Consider the following 19730-nt stretch of genomic DNA (forward strand, 5'->3'; position numbering starts at 1 on the left):
TGGGAGATCCTTGCCAAAGGCGTGTCATGCAGGGATGAGGGGCCGGTAGTGCCCTGTGTTCTCCGGCCGGTGACCGAAGATGCGTGGCCTGCCGGATCCATGGGCTGCGAGCACCACCGTGGCAGGTGGGCGACGGGGGTGATGCGCCCGGCCAGCGACGATGCGGCCGGGCGCAGTGCCTCTACAGCAGCGGGATCAGCAGCAGTGCCACGATGTTGATGATCTTGATCAGCGGATTCACCGCCGGACCGGCGGTGTCCTTGTAGGGGTCGCCCACGGTGTCGCCGGTGACGGCGGCCTTGTGCGCTTCCGAGCCCTTGCCGCCGTGGTGGCCGTCCTCGATGTACTTCTTGGCGTTGTCCCAGGCGCCGCCGCCCGTGGTCATCGAGATCGCCACGAACAGGCCGGTGACGATGGTGCCGATCAGCACGCCGCCCAGCGCCTGCGCGCCGGCTTCCGAGCCGCCCAGCCACTTGAAGCCCACCACCACCACCACCGGCACCAGCACCGGCAGCAGCGACGGCACGATCATCTCCTTGATCGCTGCGCGGGTGAGCATGTCCACCGCCTTGTCGTACTGCGGCTTGGCGGTCCCTTCCATGATGCCGGGGATGGAGCGGAACTGGCGGCGCACCTCCTCGACCACCGCACCGGCCGCGCGGCCGACCGCCTCCATCGCCATCGCGCCGAACAGGTACGGGATCAGGCCGCCGATCAGCAGGCCGATGATCACGTAACGGTTGGACAGGTCGAACGACGGCGCGTGGCCGCCGAAGTGCGTGGCCAGGTTGTGCGTGTAGTCGGCGAACAGCACGAGTGCCGCCAGCGCCGCCGAACCGATCGCGTAGCCCTTGGTCACCGCCTTGGTGGTGTTGCCCACTGCATCGAGCGGATCGGTGATCGCACGTACCTCCGGCGGCAGTTCTGCCATTTCGGCGATACCGCCGGCGTTGTCGGTGATCGGGCCGTAGGCATCGAGCGCGACGATCATGCCGGCCATCGACAGCATGGCCGTGGCGGCGATGGCGATGCCGTACAGCCCGGCGAACGCATAGGCGCTCCAGATCGCCGCGCAGATCACGATCACCGGCAGCGCGGTGGCCTTCATCGAAATGCCGAGGCCGGCGATGATGTTGGTGCCGTGACCGGTGGTCGAGGCCTGCGCGATGTGCTGCACCGGCTTGAACTGGGTGCCGGTGTAGTACTCGGTGATCCACACGATCAGGCCGGTCAGCACCAGGCCGATCAGCGAGCAGTAGAAGATCGCGTGGCTGGAGATGACCAGTCCGTCGGCGTCGGTCAGCCCCTGTGGCAGCAGGCCCGCGGTGACGAACCAGAAGGCGATCGCCGAGAGCACCGCCGAGACGATCACGCCCTTGTACAGCGCGCCCATGATCGAGCCACCTTCCTTCACCCTGACGAAGAAGGTGGCGATGATCGAGGCGATGATCGATACGCCGCCCAGCAGCAGCGGGTACATCACCGCGTCGACGTTGCCGGCGAAGCTCAGGCCGGCCAGCAGCATCGTGGCGATGATGGTCACCGCGTAGGTCTCGAACAGGTCGGCGGCCATGCCGGCACAGTCGCCCACGTTGTCACCCACGTTGTCGGCGATCACAGCCGGGTTGCGCGGGTCGTCCTCGGGGATACCTGCTTCGACCTTGCCGACGAGGTCGGCGCCGACGTCCGCACCCTTGGTGAAGATGCCGCCGCCGAGACGCGCGAAGATCGAGATCAGCGAGGAGCCGAAGGCCAGCCCAACCAGCGCGTGCAGCGCAGACTCGCCGCTGGCGCCCAGGTGGCCGAGCACCAGGTAGTAGCCGGCCACGCCCAGCAGGCCCAGGCCGACCACCAGCATGCCGGTGATCGCGCCCCCCCGGAACGCCACGTCCATCGCCTGCCGCATGCCATGGCGTGCCGCCTCGGCGGTACGCACGTTGGCGCGCACCGAGACATTCATGCCGATGTAGCCGGCGGCGCCGGATAGCACCGCACCCACGAGAAAGCCCACCGCGGTAAGCCAGTTCAGACCGAAGCCGATGACCACGAACAGCACCACGCCGGCAATCGCGATCGTGGAGTACTGGCGGTTCAGGTAGGCGCGGGCGCCTTCCTGCACGGCTGCAGCGATTTCCCGCATCCGCTCGTTGCCGGCCGACTGCGTCAGGACCCAGCGCACCGACAATCCCCCGTAAAGAATCGCTACCACCGCACAAGCCAATACCAACCACACGCCATACTGCTGCAGCATCGGAACCTCCCCATGAGTAGTCACCGTGGTGCCGGGCGGTTCGGGAACGCGCCCGAGATGGCCGTCTAGAGATCAGGCGGTCCCGGCGAGTATAGGCAGAGCGTGTGACGCTCGCCGTTGTGCGCTGCAATGCCGGGGCCGCGGGCGTGGCGCAAAAAGAAAGGCGGCGCCGAAGCGCCGCCTTGCCGGACATACATCACTTCGCCGCGGTATCAGTGCAGCGCCATGTCCAGGATGATGCCGGTGGCGATACCGACCAGCAGGTAATCGCCATCGTCGGCGCGAACCCAGTGGTAGCCGCGCGGCGGCGTGCGCAGCCGGTACTCGCGATAGTCGTGAACCACGTAGACCGGTCCTTCATAGCGATGGCCGCGCTCCCAACGGTGGCCCGGCGGCACCCAGTCCCGATCGTGGCCGCGGCCGTGACCGTGACCGTGTTCCCGGTAGTCATCGTCCCGGCGGCCTTCGTACCGGCGCCTGTCGTCATAGCGGTCGTGGTCGCGATCGTCGCCACGGTCATGACCGTGGCCACGGTCATGACCGTGGCCACGGTCGTGATCCTGATCGTGCCAGCCGTGGTCACCGCGATCACCATGGTCTGGCTGCGCCATGGCCAGCCCGCTGCAGGTCACCAGCGCAGTCGCAAGCAGCATGGAAGTGAGCAGTTTCATGGCGTCCTCCTTCTGGACGTCGGCCGGGATTGGCCTTTGCGGTAATGCGACTGTGAGCCTAGGGAGTCGAGCCTGAATCAAATACCTGTCGTGTCCGGCAGCTTTTCAGACAGGGGTCATCAAGCTGAGCGAGTCGTTCATTCTTGCTTCGGAGGGAGCCGCCTGGCTACGGAGGCGAGGCGCAGAGTGCCGTAAGCGGGAAGTCCATCACGCCTCCACGGCAGAGGAGCCTCGCCGGCGATCAGTGGCGACAGGTAGCGGCGGGCAGCGGCGGTGATGCCGAAGCCATCACGACGGATGAAGCCCTTCGGCATCTTCTTTTCCTTGTTGGCGATCTTCGCCAGCGGTGCCGGTTCCACCTTCCAGCGATAGGGCGCATCGGACGTGCGCACGATCACCGGCATCACCGCGTTCATGCCGGCCAGCGCGCAATCGACCGCGGCCTTGCCGACCGCGTAGGCCTGCTCGGCGTCCACCTTCGAGGCGGCATGGCGGGCCGAGCGCTGCAGGTAGTCCGGTAGCGCCCAGTGGTACTTGTAGCCGAGCTTGTCCTTCACCAGCTGCGCCAGCACCGGTGCGGCGCCGCCGAGCTGGGTATGGCCGAACGCATCGCGCGTGCCGGCCTCGGCAAGGAACTGGCCCTGCGCGTTGCGCACGCCCTCGGAGGCGACCACGGTGCACCAGCCGACGCGTTCGACCGTGGCCTTCACCTTGGCCAGGAAGGCGGCTTCGTCGAACGGCACCTCCGGGAACAGGATGACGTGCGGCGCGCCGTCCACCCCGTCGCCGGCCAGGCCGGCGGCCGCGGCGATCCAGCCCGCGTGGCGGCCCATCACCTCGAGGATGAATACCTTGGTCGAGGTCTCGGCCATCGAGGCGACGTCCAGGCTCGCCTCCAGCGTTGATACCGCCGTGTACTTGGCCACCGAGCCGAAACCCGGGCAGCAGTCGGTGATCGCCAGGTCGTTGTCCACCGTCTTCGGCACGCCGATGCAGCGGATGTCGTAGCCCATCGCCTTGCCCAGCTGCGAGACCTTCAGCGCGGTGTCGGCCGAATCGTTGCCGCCGTTGTAGAGGAACCAGCGGATGTCGTGGGCGCGGAACACTTCGATCAGCCGTTCGTATTCGGCCCGGTTCGCCTCCAGCGACTTGAGCTTGTAGCGGCAGCTGCCGAATGCCCCGCCCGGGGTGTGGCGCAGGGCGGCGATGGCGGACCGGGTTTCCTTGGTGGTGTCGATCAGGTCCTCGCGCAGTGCGCCGAGGATGCCGTTGCGGGCGGCATAGACCGGCACCCCTTTCGCGCGCGCTGCTTCGATCACGCCGGCCGCGGTGGCGTTGATCACCGAGGTGACGCCGCCGGACTGCGCGTAGAGGAGGCGGCCTTGGGGACTGCGAGTAGCACGGGTCATACGGGCTCCTTGATTCACTCGTTGCGCCGCGTCAATTCGACTTTGGCAGGACAGACAGACACTTGCCGCATCGCGGGCGCCAGATTGGTTTGACGACCCCGGGGCCAGACGGTACTTTGAGCGTCATTTTGATGAATCCGGCGAAGCGCCGCAGCGTGCGGCCCGACGCGGATGGTGTGGAGCATTATGCGACTCGTGCTACTCGGCGCGCCCGGTTCGGGCAAGGGAACCCAGGCTGGCCGTCTCAAGGCCGAACTCGGCGTTCCGCACATCTCCACTGGTGACATGCTGCGCGCCGCCGTCGCGGCCGGTACCGCCCTGGGCATGAAGGCCAAGGCCGTGATGGATGCCGGGCATCTGGTGTCCGACGACATCCTGCTCGGCATGCTGGAGGAGCGCCTGGCCCAGGATGACGCCCGCGCCGGCTTCATCCTCGATGGCTACCCGCGTAATCTCGCCCAGGCCGCCGCGCTGGACGAGCTGCTGGCCAAGATCGGCCAGCCGCTGGACGCGGTGGTCAAGCTCGAGGTGCCGAACCAGGCGATCATCGAACGCTGCGAGCTCCGCTTCGCGGCGGAGGGCCGGGCCGACGACAACCCGGACACCGTGCGTCGCCGTCTCGGTGTGTATGCCGAGCAGACGGCTCCGGTGGCCGATTTCTATTCCAGCCGCGGCAAGCTGCAGGTGGTCGATGGTGTCGGCGACCTGGACGAAGTCACCGCGCGCGTGAAGCGGGCACTGGCGGGCGACTCGGCGACGGTCAACGGCTGATCCGGCTTCCTATCCGGGGGCACGTTTCCGCGACGGCAGCGCCTGGTGCGCTGCCGTCGTCGTATCCGGCGGGCATACTCGCGACGACGCGCTCCGCGCGGGTTTCCAGAAGGACTTTTCATGCGTCTGCACATCCTCGGCATCTGCGGCACTTTCATGGGCGGCGTGGCGGCGCTTGCGCGCGAGCTCGGCCAGACCGTGGAAGGCAGCGACGCCAACGTCTATCCGCCGATGAGCACCCAGCTCGAGGCGCTCGGCATCCGCCTGATGGAGGGCTACGCGGCCGAGCACCTGCAGCCGGCGCCGGATCTGGTCGTGGTGGGCAATGCGATGACGCGCGGCAACCCGTCCATCGAGTACATGCTGGACGAGCAGTTGCGTTACGTCTCCGGCCCGCAGTGGCTGGGAGAGACGCTGCTGCCCGGTCGCGAGGTGCTGGCGGTAGCCGGCACCCACGGCAAAACCACGACCACCAGCCTGCTGGCGCACCTGCTGGAGAGCGCCGGACTGGCGCCGGGCTTCCTGGTCGGCGGCGTGCCGGGCAACTTCGGGGTGTCGGCGCGACTGGGCGAGGGCCAGCCGTTCGTGATCGAAGCGGACGAGTACGACACCGCGTTCTTCGACAAGCGCTCGAAGTTCGTGCACTACCGTCCGCGCATCGCCATCCTCAACAACCTCGAGTACGACCACGCGGACATCTTCCCCGACGTGGCGGCGATCCAGCGCCAGTTCCATCACCTGGTGCGCACCGTGCCGGGCAACGGCCGGCTGATCGTCAACGCGCACGACACCTACCTGGCCGAGGTACTGGCGATGGGCTGCTGGACGCCGGTGGAGACGTTCGGCATCGGCCAGGGCGACTGGCAGGCCGAGCTGGTCGAGGCGGACGGCACGCGGTTCGCGGTGAGCCATCGTGGCAAGCGGCTGGGCGAGGTCGCCTGGCCGCTGCTGGGCCGGCACAACGTGATGAACGCACTGGCCGCACTCGCTGCTGCGGCGGCGGCCGGTGCCGATCCGGTCGCGCTGCTGCCGGCGTTCGCCGATTTCCGCAGCGCGGCGCGCCGCATGGAGGTTGTGGCCGAGACGTCGGGCATCACCATCTACGACGACTTCGCCCACCACCCCACGGCCATCGCCACCACGCTGGCCGGGCTGCGGGCGAAGGTCGGCGATGCGCGCATCCTGGTGGCGCTGGAGCCGCGCTCGAACTCGATGCGGCTGGGCGCGCACGCAGAAGGCCTTGCCCCCTCGCTGGCCGATGCCGATGCGGTGGTGTTCCTGCATCGTCCGGAGCTGCCGTGGGATGCGCAGAAGATCACCGGTGCCCTGGGCGGTCGCGGCCGTACCGTGCCCACCGTCGATGCGTTGATCGATGCGCTGCAGGCGGCGGTCCGGCCCGGGGACCACGTGGTGTTCATGTCCAACGGCGGCTTCGAGGCGGCACCACGGCGCTTCGCCGAGGCGCTGAGGCAGCGCGGCGGCTGATTCAGGCCGGCGGTGGATCGAAGCAGGGGGTGCGGCGCTGGTACTCGCGCTGCGCGGCGAACCACACGCCCAGCCCGAAGCTGATCGCCACCAGTGCCAGCAGTGCACCGCCCAGCTCCACGCCGAGCAGGCCGAGCAGCAGGTAGCCGCCCCAGTAACTGGCCATCGCGCCGAGCACCACGGCAATGTTGACGAGGCCGCGGCCGAAGCTGCCTTCCGGGCCGATCAGGTGCACCGCCAGCGCCACCAGGCTGGCGGCGGCACCGACGATCGCCGCGGTCAGCAACATCCGGCCCGGTTCGGTGGCGTGCACCAGCACGATGCCCAGCGCGGTGTAGGCCAGCGCGCTCAGCACGGTGACGGGTACCAGCAGGAGCAGGGCATGCACCAGGGTCCGCTGGTAGTCGGCGCGGCTCTCCGGCGCCAGCGTGAGATAGAGGTCGGCCAGGTTCGGTCGCATCCGCAGCATGCCGCGCCCCAGCTGTGGGAAGCGGGTCAGCGACAGCAGCACGGCGTAGGCGCCGATCACCGCCGCGTTGTAGTGCGGGCGGTGCAGGATGGCGAAGAAGTACACCCCGACGATCGCCGCGACCAGCACCAGGCGCAGCGCGATCGCCTCCGGGTTGTCGTGGGGCAGCAGCAGGCTGCGGATCAGCGTCATCCGCTGGCGCGTGCCGGGATGTCGGCGGTATGCGGCCAAGGCCCGCTCCATCGCGCGCTGCGCCATGCCGTCGAACCAGCCCTGGATGCGCTTGCCGATCGCCCCGCGCGCGGGACGTCCCTGCATGGCCTGCGATTGCATCCGGCCCAGCCCCGTGCTCTCCAGCGGCGAGGTATCCGGTTCGATGTCCTCGATGCGCAGCAGCGGCCGCAGCGCCAGCCGGAACACGAGCACGGCGGCGAGTGCCAGCAGTGCAGGCGTCCATGGCGAGTGCATGGCGATGTCGACCACCTGCGCGGCCAGATGCGGCTTCCAGCCGACGGCGATGAAACCCGCCCAGATGAATAGCCCGACCCGCTTGCCTGTGCCGCTGGCCAGCCCGACCGCGGTCACCAGCAACAGTCCGGCGGCGCCCATGACGGCATGAGGCATGCCACACAACGCGGCGACGATCGCCGGCAACGCGACCCAAAGCATCAGATCCAGCGCGCCGGCGCCGGCCAGCCGGGCGCGGAAACGCGGCAGCAGGTGGATTTCCGGCCGGCACAGGCCGCGCAGCATCTGCCCCTGGCCGATGTGCCAGAACCAGCCGCCGAAGGCGACCAGGCCCAGTCCGGTGCCGGCCAGGGAGGCGTCCGCGCGCGTCGACCACACCAGCAGTCCCAGGCCGCATAGCCACAGCGCGCCGGCCAGCACCGCCAGCACCGCCATCTGCCGCCACAACTGCAGCGACAGTTGCCACACCGCCCTCATGCCAGCTCCACGAAAAGGTCTTCCAGCGTCGGCGTCTCGATCTGCACGGTCGCACCCTCGCGGGCGGCCAGCGCCTGCAGGCTCTCCGGCATCGGGTCTTCCACCAGCAGCTCGGCGCGTGGGCCCTTGATGCCGGCCTTGAGCAGGCCGGCCACCACCGGCGCCTGCGACCAGCCGCTCTCCCGCATGAACACCACGCGGCGCAGGCGTGCGCGCAGTTCGGCCAGCGGCCGGGTGAACTGGATCCGTCCGTCGCGCAGCAGGGCGATGTCCGCCTCGGCGCGTTCCAGGTCGGCCGTGATGTGGGTGGAGAAGATCACCGTCTTGTCTGGCCCGCGCATCAGCTCCAGCAGTTCGGCCATGAAGGCGCGGCGGGCCTGCGGATCGAGGCTGGCGACCGGCTCGTCGAGCACCAGCAGATCCGGTTCCGGCGCAATGGCACGGACGATCGCCAGCTTCTGACGCTGCCCCTGCGATAGCTGGCCGATCTTCTGCTTCGGATCCAGTTGCCAGTCGCCGAGCAGGCGGTCGGTCAGCGACCGGTTCCAGCGCGCGTAGAACGCAGCGGTGAAGTCGAGATAGGCGCGCACCTTCATCCAGGGGAAAAGGTCGAAGGTCTGCGGAACGAAGCCGATGCGGTGCATGCGCTCACCACCCGGTTCGGTCATCGGTACGCCGAACAGCGAGATCTCGCCGCCGTCGATCGGCGACAAGCCGAGCAGGCAGCGCAGCAGGGTGGTCTTGCCGGCGCCGTTGCGTCCAAGCAGGCCGATCACCCGACCGGCCGGCACACTCCAGTCCAGCGCGCGCAGCACCTCGCGCTTGGCGAAGGATTTCTCCAGTCGCTGCACCGTCACCACCGCAGGCGACGGGGCCGGCGGATTTGGCGGGGGGGTGGCCGTTGTCGAGAGGTCGAAGAGGGACATCCGTGCTCCTGGGGGATGGGGAAGCCGTCGAGGACGACGATCCGTGCATCGTCCATCGGAGCGGCGGGCTGCGGCAACCATCGGCCGGTACACTTCGGGGCATGGACGCCCCGACACCTCTGGTCGATCTGCCGCTGTTTCCGCTCGCGACGGTGCTCTACCCCGGGGCACCGTTGCAGCTGCGCATCTTCGAGCCGCGTTATCTGGACATGGTGCGCGAGTGCGCGCGGACCGGTGGAGGTTTCGGCGTCTGCCTGATCATGGACGGCTACGAGGTCGGTGAGCCGGCCCTGCCCGCGGCGGTCGGCACGGTGGCGACCATCACCGATTTCCATACCACCGCCGAGGGCCTGCTGGGCATCGTGGCGCACGGCGGTGCGCGTTTCCGCGTCGAGCGAACGCGGTCCGGCGGCGATGGCCTGCTGCGCGGCGACGTGGCGTTGTGGCCGGATGAGCCCCGGGTGCAGGTTCCCGTGGAATTCGCGTTGCTGCAGGTCATTCTGGAGCGGCTGGTGGAGACGCTCGGCCCACATTGGCGCGACGCTCCCCAGACCGACTACGACGATGCCAGCTGGCTCGGCTTCCGTTTGGCCGAGTTGCTGCCGCTGGCCAATCCGGAACGCCAGCAACTGCTCGAACTGACCGACCCGGTGGAACGCCTGGCCGAGCTGCGCGACATCCTGCCTCGCTTCCAGAAGCCCTGACAACGGGCGCTACACTCCCGCTTCCGAGACGACGCGTGGAGCACGAGCATGACCACCCTGGCCGGCAAGACCTTGTTCATCACTGGCGCATCGCGCGGCATCGGCCTGGCGATTGCGCTGCGCGCGGCGCGTGATGGAGCCAACGTGGTGATCGCGGCGAAGAGTGGTGTGGCCAATCCCAAGCTGCCCGGAACGATCCATGCCGCGGCAGCCGCGGTCGAGGAGGCCGGTGGCCGCGCGCTGGCGCTCAAGGTCGACATCCGTGACGAGACCCAGGTGGTCGACGCCGCCGCACAGGCGGCCGAGCACTTCGGGGGCATCGACATCCTGGTCAACAATGCCAGCGCGATCTGGCTGGCGGGTGTCGAAGGCACGCCGATGAAGCGCTTCGACCTGATGAGCCAGGTCAACACTCGCGGTACGTTCGTGACCACCCAGGCCTGTCTTCCCTACCTCAAGCGCGCCGCCAATCCGCACGTGCTGATGCTGTCGCCGCCGCCCACGCTCGACCCGAAGTGGTACGCGCCGCATACCGCCTACACAATCGCCAAGATGGGCATGAGCCTGTGCGTGCTCGGCATGGCGGAAGAGTTCCGGCCGCTCGGCATCGCTGTCAATGCGCTGTGGCCACGCACGGTGATTGCCACGGCGGCGATCGCGATGATCGATGGCGTGAGGCCGGAAAACTGCCGTACCCCGGAGATCGTTGCCGACGCAGCACACGCGATGCTGGTGCGATCGTCGCGCGAGATGACCGGGCGATTCGCCATCGATGACGAAGTGCTGGCCGGGACCGGCGTGACCGATTTCGATCGATATGCCGTACAGCCCGGTGCATCGCTGCTGCCGGACCTGTTCCTCTAGACAACTGGGCGCTGGCGGACGGGACCGGCGATTCATGAATGCTAAGTCCATGAATATTAGATAAATATTGGCGAAATTCCGCAGCTGGCCCCTGCCCTGTTTACGTGCTTCTGTCATGGACGAGGCGTAGCATGTTGCGCTGTTGTGTCGCGGCAAGGGCGTTCGACAGCGAGACAGCACTACGTGAGGGGCCACAGGGGGACCATCGGCTGGGGAGATGGCCATGCAGTTGGAGGTGGTCGCAGCGCAACGCTGCGTGATTTGGCTCGGCAAGCCCACTGGCGAGGAGGTCCGGGCGTTGGCGAGCGAGGGCTGGTCGATCAGGGTGGTCGATGCGGTCGATGTCGGCAGGCTGCAGCAGCGCGAGGGCGACCCGATGGTCGCACTGGCCGACCTGCGCGGCTGCGATGCGCAGATGCAGTCGGCGATTGCCCGCCAGCTAGAGGGATCACCCAACCTGACCTGGCTGGCCTTGCTGGGAGCAGGCACCACGACCGGGTCCCCGGCGGTGCAGCGCATACTTCGGGACAGCGCCGAATATTTTACGGTGCCGTTGGATATCGCGCGGCTGGCCAGGGTGTTGTCCTCGATCGCACAGGGCACGCCGGCAGCGGAGGGGGAAGACTTCCCGGATATCGTCGGGCAGAGCGATATCGTCCGCAGCATGTGCTCGCACCTGCGCAAGTTCGCTCCGGTGGACTTGCCGGTACTGATCACGGGCGAGACCGGCACCGGCAAGGAAGGGGCCGCTCAGGCCCTGCATCGGTTGTCACGGCGGCGTGACCGCCCCTTCGTGCCCATCAACTGCGGTGCCTTGCCGGTGCATCTGGTGCAGTCCGAACTGTTCGGCCATGAGCGAGGTGCATTCACCGGTGCGACGGCCCGGCGGATCGGCCACATCGAGAGCGCGGCGGGCGGCACCGTATTCCTCGATGAGATCGGCGACCTGCCGCTGGATGCGCAGACCAGCCTGCTGCGTTTCCTGCAGGAAGGCACGATCGAGCGGCTCGGCAGCAGCCAGCCGATCCGTGCCGACGCACGCGTGGTGGCGGCAACCCACGTGGACCTGGAGCGCGCAGTAGCGGCTGGCCGGTTTCGCGAGGATCTGTTCTACCGGCTCAACGTACTGCGACTTGCGGTGCCGCCGCTGCGCGAGCGAGGCGGCGATGTCGAGCTGATTGCCCAGCACGTGCTCGATCGCTTCCGCGAACATCATTCCTGCCGCGCCCGGACTTTCGGCGCGGCGGCGCGTACGGCGATGCGAAGGTATGCGTGGCCCGGCAACGTGCGCGAGTTGATCAACCGTGTGCAGCGCGCAGCGGTGGTCGCGGACGATGCGGTGATCGGGGCCACGGATCTGGACCTGTCCGGTGCCGTGGGGCAGGGCGACGGCGTTGCCTCGTTGGACGCCACCCGGGTCCGGGCAGAGCGGGAAGCCATCCTCGCCTGCCTGCGCGAGAGCCGCTTCAATATCAGCGAATGCGCGCGTCGCCTCAGTATCTCGCGGGTCACCGTGTACCGGTTGTGCAAGAAGCACCACCTGGCGCTCGACGAGCTGCGCTGAGCCGGATGGTCGCGGGAAGCATGGGCAGCGCCCGGCGCCGGCGTCGGACGTCCCATCACGTGGCACCTGAGCCCGTGCGACCCGCAGGCGGTGACGTCACCCTCGCATTGTCTGCCGCGACAGCAGTCACTTCGGACGGTATTTGGCGGCCACGGGTCCGCTTCCGGAGCAGCGAGCGAAAGGGTGTTGCGGAGGGGGTGCCCGAATCGTGAGGGCTCTTGATTCTGCCGCTTGCGCTCCGTGCAAAGACCTTGGTGAGGTTCTACGATGGCGCCCCCTTCACCCTTGGTGGCGTCCGTTGCCCGGCGCCCGTTGGATCGGCGATGCAATCGAAGAATGGCCGTCTCATAGAGCTTGGCAAACGCTACTGGCTGCCGGTGTACAAACCCCGCGACCTAGTGCTCGACCACGGCAAGGGTGCGCGGGTGTGGGATACCGAGGGGCGCGAGTACATCGATTTCGGCGCGGGCATCGCGGTGAACGCGCTGGGCCATGCCGATCCGGAGCTGCTCGCCGCGCTCACCGCGCAGGCCGGCAAGCTGTGGCACAGCTCGAACGTGTTCTACACGGAGCCGCCGCTGCGACTGGCCGAGGAACTGGTGCAGGCGTCCGGCTTTGCCGAGCGCGTGTTCTTCTGCAACTCGGGCGCGGAAGCCAACGAAGCCGCGATCAAGCTGGTACGCAAGTGGGCCGCCGCGCAGGGCCGGCCGCCCGAGCGTCGCACCATCGTCACCTTCCGCGGCTCGTTCCACGGCCGCACGCTGGCCACCGTCACCGCGACCGCGCAGCCGAAGTACCAGGAAGGCTACGAGCCGCTGCCGGCCGGCTTCCGCTACATCGATTTAAACGACGTGGCCGCGCTGGAGGCCGCGTTCGCCCCGGACGACGTCGCCGCCGTGATGCTCGAGCCGGTGCAGGGTGAGGGCGGCGTGCTGCCGGCGGCACCGGGCTTCCTTCAGCGCGTGCGTGCGCTGTGCGACCAGCACGGCGCGCTGCTGGTGCTCGATGAGATCCAGTGTGGCATGGGCCGCACCGGCACCCTGTTCGCCCACGTGCAGGACCACGTCACGCCGGACATCGTCACCCTGGCCAAGGCGCTCGGTTGCGGCTTCCCGATCGGCGCGATGCTGGCCGGGCCGAAGGTGGCCCAAGTGATGCAGTACGGCGCGCACGGCACCACCTTCGGCGGCAACCCGATGGGCGCGGCGGTGGCCCGGGTGGCGTTGGCCAGGCTCGGTTCGCCGGAGGTGCTGCTGAATGTGGAGCGCCAGGCGCACGATCTGCGCGAGGGGCTGGCGGAAATCAATGCGGAGCTGGGGCTGTTCGAGCAGGTACGCGGCCGCGGCCTGATGCTGGGTGCGGTGCTGGCCGGGCCGTGGAAGGGGCGCGCAGGCGAAGTGCTCGACCACGCCGCAGCCCACGGCCTGCTGCTGCTGCAGGCCGGCCCGGACGTGCTGCGCTTCGTGCCGCCCCTGGTGCTCACCGACGCGGACGTCGCCGAGGGCCTGCAGCGCCTGCGCGCGGCCCTGGCGGATTTCGTCGCGGCGGCGGGAGCGGCGGCGTGAAGTACCTCCACACCATGGTCCGCGTGCGCGATCTCGACGCCTCGCTGCGCTTCTACTGCGAGGGTCTGGGCCTGCGCGAGGTGCGCCGGCACGACGTGCCGGCCGGCAAGTTCACGCTGGTGTTCCTGGCCGCACCGGAGAGCCCGGACGCGGAGATCGAGCTCACCTGGAACTGGGACTCCAGCGAGGATTACGGGTCGGCCCGCAACTTCGGCCACCTGGCGTTCCGCGTGGACGACATCTACGCCACCTGCGCGCACTTGCAGGCGATGGGCTACACCATCCATCGTCCGCCGCGCGACGGGCACATGGCCTTTGTCCGCTCGCCGGACCTGATTTCGGTGGAACTGCTGCAGGCCGGCGACGCGCTGCCGCCGGCCGAGCCGTGGTCATCAATGCCGAACACCGGCAGCTGGTGAATCCGCCCCCGGCGTTTCCGACCGGGGCAGCTTCTCGCCGCAGTGGCGGCAGAACCGGGCATCCGCCTCGTGGCCGGCCAGTCCGCATCCTTCGCAGCGCCGCGCTTCGCGCGCCTGGCGCATGCCGTTGGCCAGCTCGGCGGTGAAGATGCCGGTCGGCACCACGATGATGCTGTAGCCGACCAGGATGATCAGCGAAGTGAACATCTGGCCCAGCGGCGTCTTCGGCGTGATGTCGCCGAACCCCACCGTCGTCATCGTCACCACCGCCCAGTACATCGATTGCGGGATCGAGGTGAAGCCGTGCTCCGGGCCCTCGATCAGGTACATCGCCGCGCCGAAGATGAGCACCAGGGTCAGGAAGGTGCTGACGAAGACCAGGATCTTCCTCCGGCTGCGGATCAGCGCCGACCAAAGCAGGGTTGCCTCGCCCACGTAACGCGTGAGTTTGAGTACGCGGAAAATGCGCAGGATGCGCAGCGCCCGGATGACCAGCAGATACTGGCTGCCGGTCAGCACCAGGCTCAGGTAGGTCGGCAGCACCGACAGCAGATCGACGACGCCGAAGAAGCTGCGCGCATAGCGCCAAGGACGCCGTACCACGTAGAGCCGGACCAGGTACTCGGCGGTGAAGATCACGGTGAACAGCCATTCGAGGAGATAGAGCAGCTCGCCGAAGCGCTGATGCAGGGACTGCACCGAGTCCAGCATGGTCACCAGGATGCTGGCGAGGATCGCCACGATGAGTGCCACATCGAACAGGCGGCCGGCGCGATCGTGGTGGCCGAAGATCACGTGGAACCAGCGCTCGCGCCAGGCCGCCCCCGTGGCCGGGAGCGGTTCGCCGGGGCGTTGTGGTGCCTGTTTCCCGCTCATCCCCGGCAACCCCCGGATCAGTCCCGCGTCAGGGTCGTCATGACCTGGCGCGCCGCTTCCAGCGTGGCGGCGATGTCTTCTTCGCTGTGCGCCGAGGACATGAAGCCCGCCTCGAACGCGCTCGGTGCCAGGTAGACACCGCGCTCGAGCATGCCGTGGAAGAAGCGGTTGAACCGCGTGGTGTCGGCGGCGGTGGCCTGGGTGAAGCTCTCGACCTTCTCGCGGATGAAGAACAGGCCGAACATGCCGCCGACGCAGTTCGTGCTGAACGCCACGCCTGCGCCGTCCGCCACCGCCTGCAGACCGTCGCACAGCAGGCGTGTCCGGGCCGCGAGCGCGTCGTGGAAGCCCGGGGCCTGGACCAGCCCGAGCATGGCCAGGCCAGCGGCCATCGCCACCGGATTGCCGCTCAGCGTGCCCGCCTGGTAGATCGGCCCGGCCGGTGCCACCTGCTCCATCAGGTCGCGGCGGCCACCGTAGGCGCCGACCGGCATGCCGCCGCCGATCACCTTGCCGAAGGTGGTCAGGTCGGGTTTCACGCCGTAGTGCGCCTGGGCACCGCCGAGCGCCACGCGGAAGCCGGTCATCACCTCGTCGAAGATCAGCAGGGCGCCATGCTCGTCGCACAGGGTGCGCAGGCCCTGAAGATAACCCTCGCGCGGGAGGATGCAGTTCATGTTGCCGGCGACCGGCTCGATGATCAGCGCTGCGATGTCCTGACCGTGCTCGGCGAACAGCGCGCGCGCCGCGTCGATGTCGTTGTAGGGCAGGGTGAGGGTGAGGTCGGCGTTCTGCTTGGGCACGCCCGGCGAGGTGGGCACACCGAAGGTGAGCGCACCCGAGCCGGCCTTCACCAGGAAGCTGTCGCCATGGCCGTGGTAACAGCCCTCGAACTTCACGATACGGCTGCGGCCGGTGGCGCCGCGGGCCAGCCGGATCGCCGACATCGTGGCCTCGGTGCCGGAGTTGACCATCCGCACCATCTCCATCGAGGGCACCAGCCGCGCGATCGTTTCGGCCATGGTCACTTCCGCCGGGCAGGGCGTGCCGAACGAGAGGCCGTCGCGAACCGCCCGCTCCACGGCCTCGCGCACTGCCGGATGGTTGTGGCCGGCGATCATCGGTCCCCACGAACCGACATAGTCGATGTACCGCTTGCCCTCGACGTCCCACAGGTAGGCGCCGTCGGCGCGCGCGGTGAAGAACGGTTCGCCGCCGACCGACTTGAAGGCCCGCACGGGAGAATTCACGCCGCCGGGCATCAACTGGCGCGCGCGCTGGAAGAGTTCGTGGTTCGTCATGCGTATTCCGGGTCAGGCTTGGAGGAGGGAGGCCAGCTGCGAGGTCGCGGCGCGCGGATCGTCGGTGCCGAACACGGCCGATACCGTGGCGAGAAACTCCGCCCCGGCGGCCACCAGCAGCCCGCCATTGTCGAGGCTGATCCCCCCGATCGCCACCCGGGGAATGCCGAGGTGGCGCGTTTCGTGCAAGAGCTCGATCGATGCGCGTCCGGCGCCGGGCTTGGTTGGGGAGGGGTAGAACGCGCCAAACGACACGTAGCTGGCTCCAGCGGTCGCCGCAGCCGATGCGAGTGCGGCGGAGGCGTAACAGGAGACACCGACAATGGCGCCCGGCCCGAGCGTCGCGCGGACCCGGGCGGGTGATCCGTCGGCCTGGCTCAGGTGCACGCCGTCGGCGCCGACGGCCGCGGCGAGCGCGACGTCGTGGTCGATGACCAGCGGCACGCCGTGACCCTGGCACAGCTTGGCCAGGGCTCGCGCTTCGTCCGCACGGCGTGCGTCGTCGCGGGTGAGGTCGCGGTACTGGATCAAGGCAGCGCCGCCGGTGAGCGCCTCGGCCACTCGTTCCACCAGGCCGGTGGGGCGGCCATCCGTGATGACATAGATGCCGCGGCTGGGAAGTGGGGTATTCATAAGTCCCCATGATGCCGCAATCCGTGCCGCCCGCCCGCCTTTCGCGGGCGCGGGCGAGTTGCGAGAATGGCCATCCACCCATACGACGGAACATGCAATGACAGACAGCACCGCTCCCGCCTCGCGCAAGTGGATGTGCGTGGTTTGCGGCTTCATCTATGACGAGGCGCTCGGCGTGCCGGAAGAGGACATCGCGCCTGGTACGCGCTGGGAGGACGTGCCCGATACCTGGACGTGCCCAGACTGCGGTGCGACCAAGGACGACTTCGAGATGATCGAGGTCGACTGATCTGCGCCCGTCCGTGCCCGAAATTTGTCCTTTGCTGTCCTCGGCGGGCCTCTGACGGATGGTGTGATGTTCCCGCGCTGATTCGCGCGCATGACTAGGGAGCATCGCCATGAAAGAGTTCATTCCGCTTGAGGACGACTGGACGCTGATCGAGGCGTTTCTTGGCCAGCGCCTTGTGCCCTACCAGCCCGGCATGCCCTGCGTACATGAGGCGGGCATCCGCCCATCTGGCGGCGATCGCATCAAAGGGTGTGCGGAGAAAAAATATCTCGCGCCCCCTTCACAGCCCCTCGGCGCAGCGCTATGATTCTCGCCCCTTGACGAGCAGCCGCTCTGTCGAGGGGATTTCCACCCCGCGGCAATGCGAAAAAGTTTTTCGCGAAGGTGTTGACGGGCATTGAAATCGATGTAGAATGAGCGGCTCACCTGAGGCGAAACGCTTCGGGGCGATTCGAGAAACGGATCGCAAGTGATTGATCTTTGACAGTGTGCGCAGGTGACTTGTGTGGGCGCCTTGCAGTGGACGGGATGACTGTCCAAGCAATGCAAGGGTCCAACATACAAGTCAGCAATGACGTTTTATGTTGGGATCACCCTTCAGAAAGATAGATCGACTTCGGTTGATCGAAAACTTAAGTGAAGAGTTTGATCCTGGCTCAGATTGAACGCTGGCGGCATGCTTAACACATGCAAGTCGAACGGCAGCACAGCAGAGCTTGCTCTGTGGGTGGCGAGTGGCGGACGGGTGAGTAATGCATCGGGACCTACCCAGACGTGGGGGATAACGTAGGGAAACTTACGCTAATACCGCATACGTCCTACGGGAGAAAGCAGGGGACCTTCGGGCCTTGCGCGGTTGGACGGACCGATGTTCGATTAGCTTGTTGGTGAGGTAATGGCTCACCAAGGCGACGATCGATAGCTGGTCTGAGAGGATGATCAGCCACACTGGGACTGAGACACGGCCCAGACTCCTACGGGAGGCAGCAGTGGGGAATATTGGACAATGGGCGCAAGCCTGATCCAGCAATGCCGCGTGTGTGAAGAAGGCCTTCGGGTTGTAAAGCACTTTTATCAGGAGCGAAACACTGTCGGCTAATACCCGGCGGGACTGACGGTACCTGAGGAATAAGCACCGGCTAACTTCGTGCCAGCAGCCGCGGTAATACGAAGGGTGCAAGCGTTAATCGGAATTACTGGGCGTAAAGCGTGCGTAGGCGGTTTGTTAAGTCTGCTGTGAAATCCCCGGGCTCAACCTGGGAATGGCAGTGGATACTGGCAAGCTAGAGTGTGTCAGAGGGTGGTGGAATTCCCGGTGTAGCGGTGAAATGCGTAGAGATCGGGAGGAACATCAGTGGCGAAGGCGGCCACCTGGGACAACACTGACGCTGAGGCACGAAAGCGTGGGGAGCAAACAGGATTAGATACCCTGGTAGTCCACGCCCTAAACGATGCGAACTGGATGTTGGTCTCAACTCGGAGATCAGTGTCGAAGCTAACGCGTTAAGTTCGCCGCCTGGGGAGTACGGTCGCAAGACTGAAACTCAAAGGAATTGACGGGGGCCCGCACAAGCGGTGGAGTATGTGGTTTAATTCGATGCAACGCGAAGAACCTTACCTGGCCTTGACATGTCCGGAATCCTGCAGAGATGCGGGAGTGCCTTCGGGAATCGGAACACAGGTGCTGCATGGCTGTCGTCAGCTCGTGTCGTGAGATGTTGGGTTAAGTCCCGCAACGAGCGCAACCCTTGTCCTTAGTTGCCAGCACGTAATGGTGGGAACTCTAAGGAGACTGCCGGTGACAAACCGGAGGAAGGTGGGGATGACGTCAAGTCATCATGGCCCTTACGGCCAGGGCTACACACGTACTACAATGGTCGGTACAGAGGGTTGCAATACCGCGAGGTGGAGCCAATCCCAGAAAGCCGATCCCAGTCCGGATTGGAGTCTGCAACTCGACTCCATGAAGTCGGAATCGCTAGTAATCGCAGATCAGCTATGCTGCGGTGAATACGTTCCCGGGCCTTGTACACACCGCCCGTCACACCATGGGAGTGAGTTGCTCCAGAAGCCGTTAGTCTAACCGCAAGGGGGACGACGACCACGGAGTGGTTCATGACTGGGGTGAAGTCGTAACAAGGTAGCCGTATCGGAAGGTGCGGCTGGATCACCTCCTTTCGAGAAAGGCAGCACTTATCTGCTGCAAGACGTCCACACAAGACACCTGCACATCCGCACGCCACAGGGCGTGCATGGTCATTTCGACCGGAAGCTTTATGGGTCTGTAGCTCAGGTGGTTAGAGCGCACCCCTGATAAGGGTGAGGCCGGTGGTTCGAGTCCTCCCAGACCCACCACCAAGCACCTGGGGCCATAGCTCAGCTGGGAGAGCACCTGCTTTGCAAGCAGGGGGTCGTCGGTTCGATCCCGACTGGCTCCACCAGTTTTGAAACGAGCTTCTGACGGATGTGTAGCGCACACAAAAGATTTGAAACCGACCGGCGTTGAGGCCGGCACGGTGTTCTTTGAAAATGTAAACGAGTGACAAGCGTTTTGGTTCAAACCGAACCGAGATGTGTCGTTGAGGCAA

At 66.8% G+C, this 19730-nt stretch carries 17 protein-coding genes, 2 tRNA genes and 1 rRNA gene; 12 read left to right on the plus strand and 8 right to left on the minus strand.

Annotated features, from left to right (window positions below):
- Positions 1-181 precede the first annotated feature (181 nt).
- From ATSB10_RS16635 to ATSB10_RS16645, 3 genes are all read right to left on the minus strand, one after another.
- The gene (locus ATSB10_RS16635; protein WP_063673843.1) at positions 182-2251 is read right to left on the minus strand and encodes a sodium-translocating pyrophosphatase; all 2070 of its coding nucleotides are present in this window, start codon (positions 2249-2251) and stop codon (positions 182-184) included.
- 212 nt (positions 2252-2463) lie between these two features.
- A complete protein-coding gene (locus ATSB10_RS16640; protein ID WP_063673844.1) occupies positions 2464-2922 on the minus strand; it encodes an RcnB family protein in 459 nt (152 codons plus the stop codon).
- A 137-nt stretch (positions 2923-3059) separates the two neighbouring features.
- Positions 3060-4331 carry a 6-phosphofructokinase gene (locus ATSB10_RS16645; RefSeq protein WP_063673845.1) on the minus strand — a complete coding sequence of 424 codons (1272 nt, stop codon included), beginning with the start codon at positions 4329-4331 and terminating at the stop codon, positions 3060-3062.
- 186 nt (positions 4332-4517) lie between these two features.
- Here ATSB10_RS16645 and ATSB10_RS16650 point away from each other — a divergent pair, with 186 nt between their 5' ends.
- Both ATSB10_RS16650 and mpl read left to right on the plus strand, forming a co-directional pair.
- Positions 4518-5102, plus strand: a complete 585-nt coding sequence (locus tag ATSB10_RS16650) for an adenylate kinase (protein ID WP_063673846.1) — start codon at positions 4518-4520, stop codon at positions 5100-5102.
- 120 nt (positions 5103-5222) lie between these two features.
- Positions 5223-6587 carry a UDP-N-acetylmuramate:L-alanyl-gamma-D-glutamyl-meso-diaminopimelate ligase gene (gene mpl / locus ATSB10_RS16655; RefSeq protein ID WP_063673847.1) on the plus strand — a complete coding sequence of 455 codons (1365 nt, stop codon included), beginning with the start codon at positions 5223-5225 and terminating at the stop codon, positions 6585-6587.
- 1 nt (position 6588) lies between these two features.
- Here mpl and ATSB10_RS16660 read toward each other — a convergent pair whose 3' ends face one another.
- Entirely contained in the window at positions 6589-8001 is a 1413-nt protein-coding gene (locus tag ATSB10_RS16660) for a hypothetical protein (protein WP_063673848.1), read from the minus strand.
- The gene (locus ATSB10_RS16665; protein WP_063673849.1) at positions 7998-8927 is read right to left on the minus strand and encodes an ABC transporter ATP-binding protein; all 930 of its coding nucleotides are present in this window, start codon (positions 8925-8927) and stop codon (positions 7998-8000) included. The genes ATSB10_RS16660 and ATSB10_RS16665 overlap by 4 nt, the downstream gene beginning before the upstream one ends.
- Positions 8928-9028: 101 nt before the next feature.
- Between ATSB10_RS16665 and ATSB10_RS16670 the strand changes: the two genes are divergently transcribed.
- The 5 genes from ATSB10_RS16670 to ATSB10_RS16690 all read left to right on the plus strand — a co-directional run bounded on the left by ATSB10_RS16670 (position 9029) and on the right by ATSB10_RS16690 (position 14043).
- Positions 9029-9631 carry an LON peptidase substrate-binding domain-containing protein gene (locus tag ATSB10_RS16670; protein ID WP_063673850.1) on the plus strand — a complete coding sequence of 201 codons (603 nt, stop codon included), beginning with the start codon at positions 9029-9031 and terminating at the stop codon, positions 9629-9631.
- Between the two features lie 48 nt (positions 9632-9679).
- Complete coding sequence (locus tag ATSB10_RS16675; RefSeq protein WP_063673851.1) at positions 9680-10495, plus strand: SDR family oxidoreductase; 816 nt, start codon at positions 9680-9682, stop codon at positions 10493-10495.
- Between the two features lie 217 nt (positions 10496-10712).
- Complete coding sequence (locus tag ATSB10_RS16680) at positions 10713-12059, plus strand: sigma-54 dependent transcriptional regulator (RefSeq protein ID WP_063673852.1); 1347 nt, start codon at positions 10713-10715, stop codon at positions 12057-12059.
- A 323-nt stretch (positions 12060-12382) separates the two neighbouring features.
- Positions 12383-13624, plus strand: a complete 1242-nt coding sequence (locus tag ATSB10_RS16685; RefSeq protein ID WP_063673853.1) for an acetylornithine/succinylornithine family transaminase — start codon at positions 12383-12385, stop codon at positions 13622-13624.
- Complete coding sequence (locus ATSB10_RS16690; RefSeq protein WP_063673854.1) at positions 13621-14043, plus strand: VOC family protein; 423 nt, start codon at positions 13621-13623, stop codon at positions 14041-14043. Before ATSB10_RS16685 ends, ATSB10_RS16690 begins: the two co-directional genes overlap by 4 nt.
- Here the strand turns inward: ATSB10_RS16690 and ATSB10_RS16695 are convergent.
- The 3 genes from ATSB10_RS16695 to thiE are packed head-to-tail and all read right to left on the minus strand — an operon-like array spanning position 14017 to position 16853.
- Positions 14017-14919: an ion transporter gene (locus tag ATSB10_RS16695; RefSeq protein ID WP_063673855.1), complete on the minus strand. Its 903-nt coding sequence runs from the start codon at positions 14917-14919 to the stop codon at positions 14017-14019. The genes ATSB10_RS16690 and ATSB10_RS16695 overlap by 27 nt on opposite strands.
- Positions 14920-14936: 17 nt before the next feature.
- Positions 14937-16220 (minus strand): glutamate-1-semialdehyde 2,1-aminomutase, encoded by a 1284-nt coding sequence (gene hemL, locus ATSB10_RS16700; protein WP_063673856.1) that lies wholly within the window; start codon positions 16218-16220, stop codon positions 14937-14939.
- Between the two features lie 12 nt (positions 16221-16232).
- Positions 16233-16853, minus strand: a complete 621-nt coding sequence (thiE, locus tag ATSB10_RS16705) for a thiamine phosphate synthase (protein ID WP_063673857.1) — start codon at positions 16851-16853, stop codon at positions 16233-16235.
- A gap of 97 nt (positions 16854-16950) precedes the next feature.
- On the opposite strand from thiE, the gene ATSB10_RS16710 reads away from it, so the two are divergent.
- From ATSB10_RS16710 to ATSB10_RS16730, 5 genes are all read left to right on the plus strand, one after another.
- Positions 16951-17142, plus strand: coding sequence for a rubredoxin (locus ATSB10_RS16710; RefSeq protein WP_063673858.1), 192 nt, complete (start codon positions 16951-16953; stop codon positions 17140-17142).
- 109 nt (positions 17143-17251) lie between these two features.
- Positions 17252-17449, plus strand: coding sequence for a hypothetical protein (locus ATSB10_RS16715; protein ID WP_063673859.1), 198 nt, complete (start codon positions 17252-17254; stop codon positions 17447-17449).
- A gap of 326 nt (positions 17450-17775) precedes the next feature.
- Positions 17776-19320 (plus strand): 16S ribosomal RNA (locus ATSB10_RS16720).
- Between the two features lie 100 nt (positions 19321-19420).
- Positions 19421-19497: transfer RNA gene (locus ATSB10_RS16725), tRNA-Ile, on the plus strand.
- Positions 19498-19507: 10 nt separating this feature from the next.
- Positions 19508-19583 (plus strand) — tRNA-Ala (locus ATSB10_RS16730).
- The last annotated feature ends 147 nt before the right edge of the window (positions 19584-19730 follow it).

It is taken from the genome of Dyella thiooxydans, assembly GCF_001641285.1.
GTDB classification, from domain to species: Bacteria; Pseudomonadota; Gammaproteobacteria; order Xanthomonadales; family Rhodanobacteraceae; genus Dyella_A; species Dyella_A thiooxydans.

Bases quoted from the DNA above. Each gene is read 5' to 3' on its own strand.
- ATSB10_RS16635 (WP_063673843.1), bottom strand. From the start codon at position 2,251: ATGCTGCAGCAGTATGGCGTGTGGTTGGTATTGGCTTGTGCGGTGGTA.
- ATSB10_RS16640 (WP_063673844.1), bottom strand. From the start codon at position 2,922: ATGAAACTGCTCACTTCCATGCTGCTTGCGACTGCGCTGGTGACCTGC.
- ATSB10_RS16645 (WP_063673845.1), bottom strand. From the start codon at position 4,331: ATGACCCGTGCTACTCGCAGTCCCCAAGGCCGCCTCCTCTACGCGCAG.
- ATSB10_RS16650 (WP_063673846.1), top strand. From the start codon at position 4,518: ATGCGACTCGTGCTACTCGGCGCGCCCGGTTCGGGCAAGGGAACCCAG.
- mpl (WP_063673847.1), top strand. From the start codon at position 5,223: ATGCGTCTGCACATCCTCGGCATCTGCGGCACTTTCATGGGCGGCGTG.
- ATSB10_RS16660 (WP_063673848.1), bottom strand. From the start codon at position 8,001: ATGAGGGCGGTGTGGCAACTGTCGCTGCAGTTGTGGCGGCAGATGGCG.
- ATSB10_RS16665 (WP_063673849.1), bottom strand. From the start codon at position 8,927: ATGTCCCTCTTCGACCTCTCGACAACGGCCACCCCCCCGCCAAATCCG.
- ATSB10_RS16670 (WP_063673850.1), top strand. From the start codon at position 9,029: ATGGACGCCCCGACACCTCTGGTCGATCTGCCGCTGTTTCCGCTCGCG.
- ATSB10_RS16675 (WP_063673851.1), top strand. From the start codon at position 9,680: ATGACCACCCTGGCCGGCAAGACCTTGTTCATCACTGGCGCATCGCGC.
- ATSB10_RS16680 (WP_063673852.1), top strand. From the start codon at position 10,713: ATGGCCATGCAGTTGGAGGTGGTCGCAGCGCAACGCTGCGTGATTTGG.
- ATSB10_RS16685 (WP_063673853.1), top strand. From the start codon at position 12,383: ATGCAATCGAAGAATGGCCGTCTCATAGAGCTTGGCAAACGCTACTGG.
- ATSB10_RS16695 (WP_063673855.1), bottom strand. From the start codon at position 14,919: ATGAGCGGGAAACAGGCACCACAACGCCCCGGCGAACCGCTCCCGGCC.
- hemL (WP_063673856.1), bottom strand. From the start codon at position 16,220: ATGACGAACCACGAACTCTTCCAGCGCGCGCGCCAGTTGATGCCCGGC.
- thiE (WP_063673857.1), bottom strand. From the start codon at position 16,853: ATGAATACCCCACTTCCCAGCCGCGGCATCTATGTCATCACGGATGGC.
- ATSB10_RS16710 (WP_063673858.1), top strand. From the start codon at position 16,951: ATGACAGACAGCACCGCTCCCGCCTCGCGCAAGTGGATGTGCGTGGTT.
- ATSB10_RS16715 (WP_063673859.1), top strand. From the start codon at position 17,252: ATGAAAGAGTTCATTCCGCTTGAGGACGACTGGACGCTGATCGAGGCG.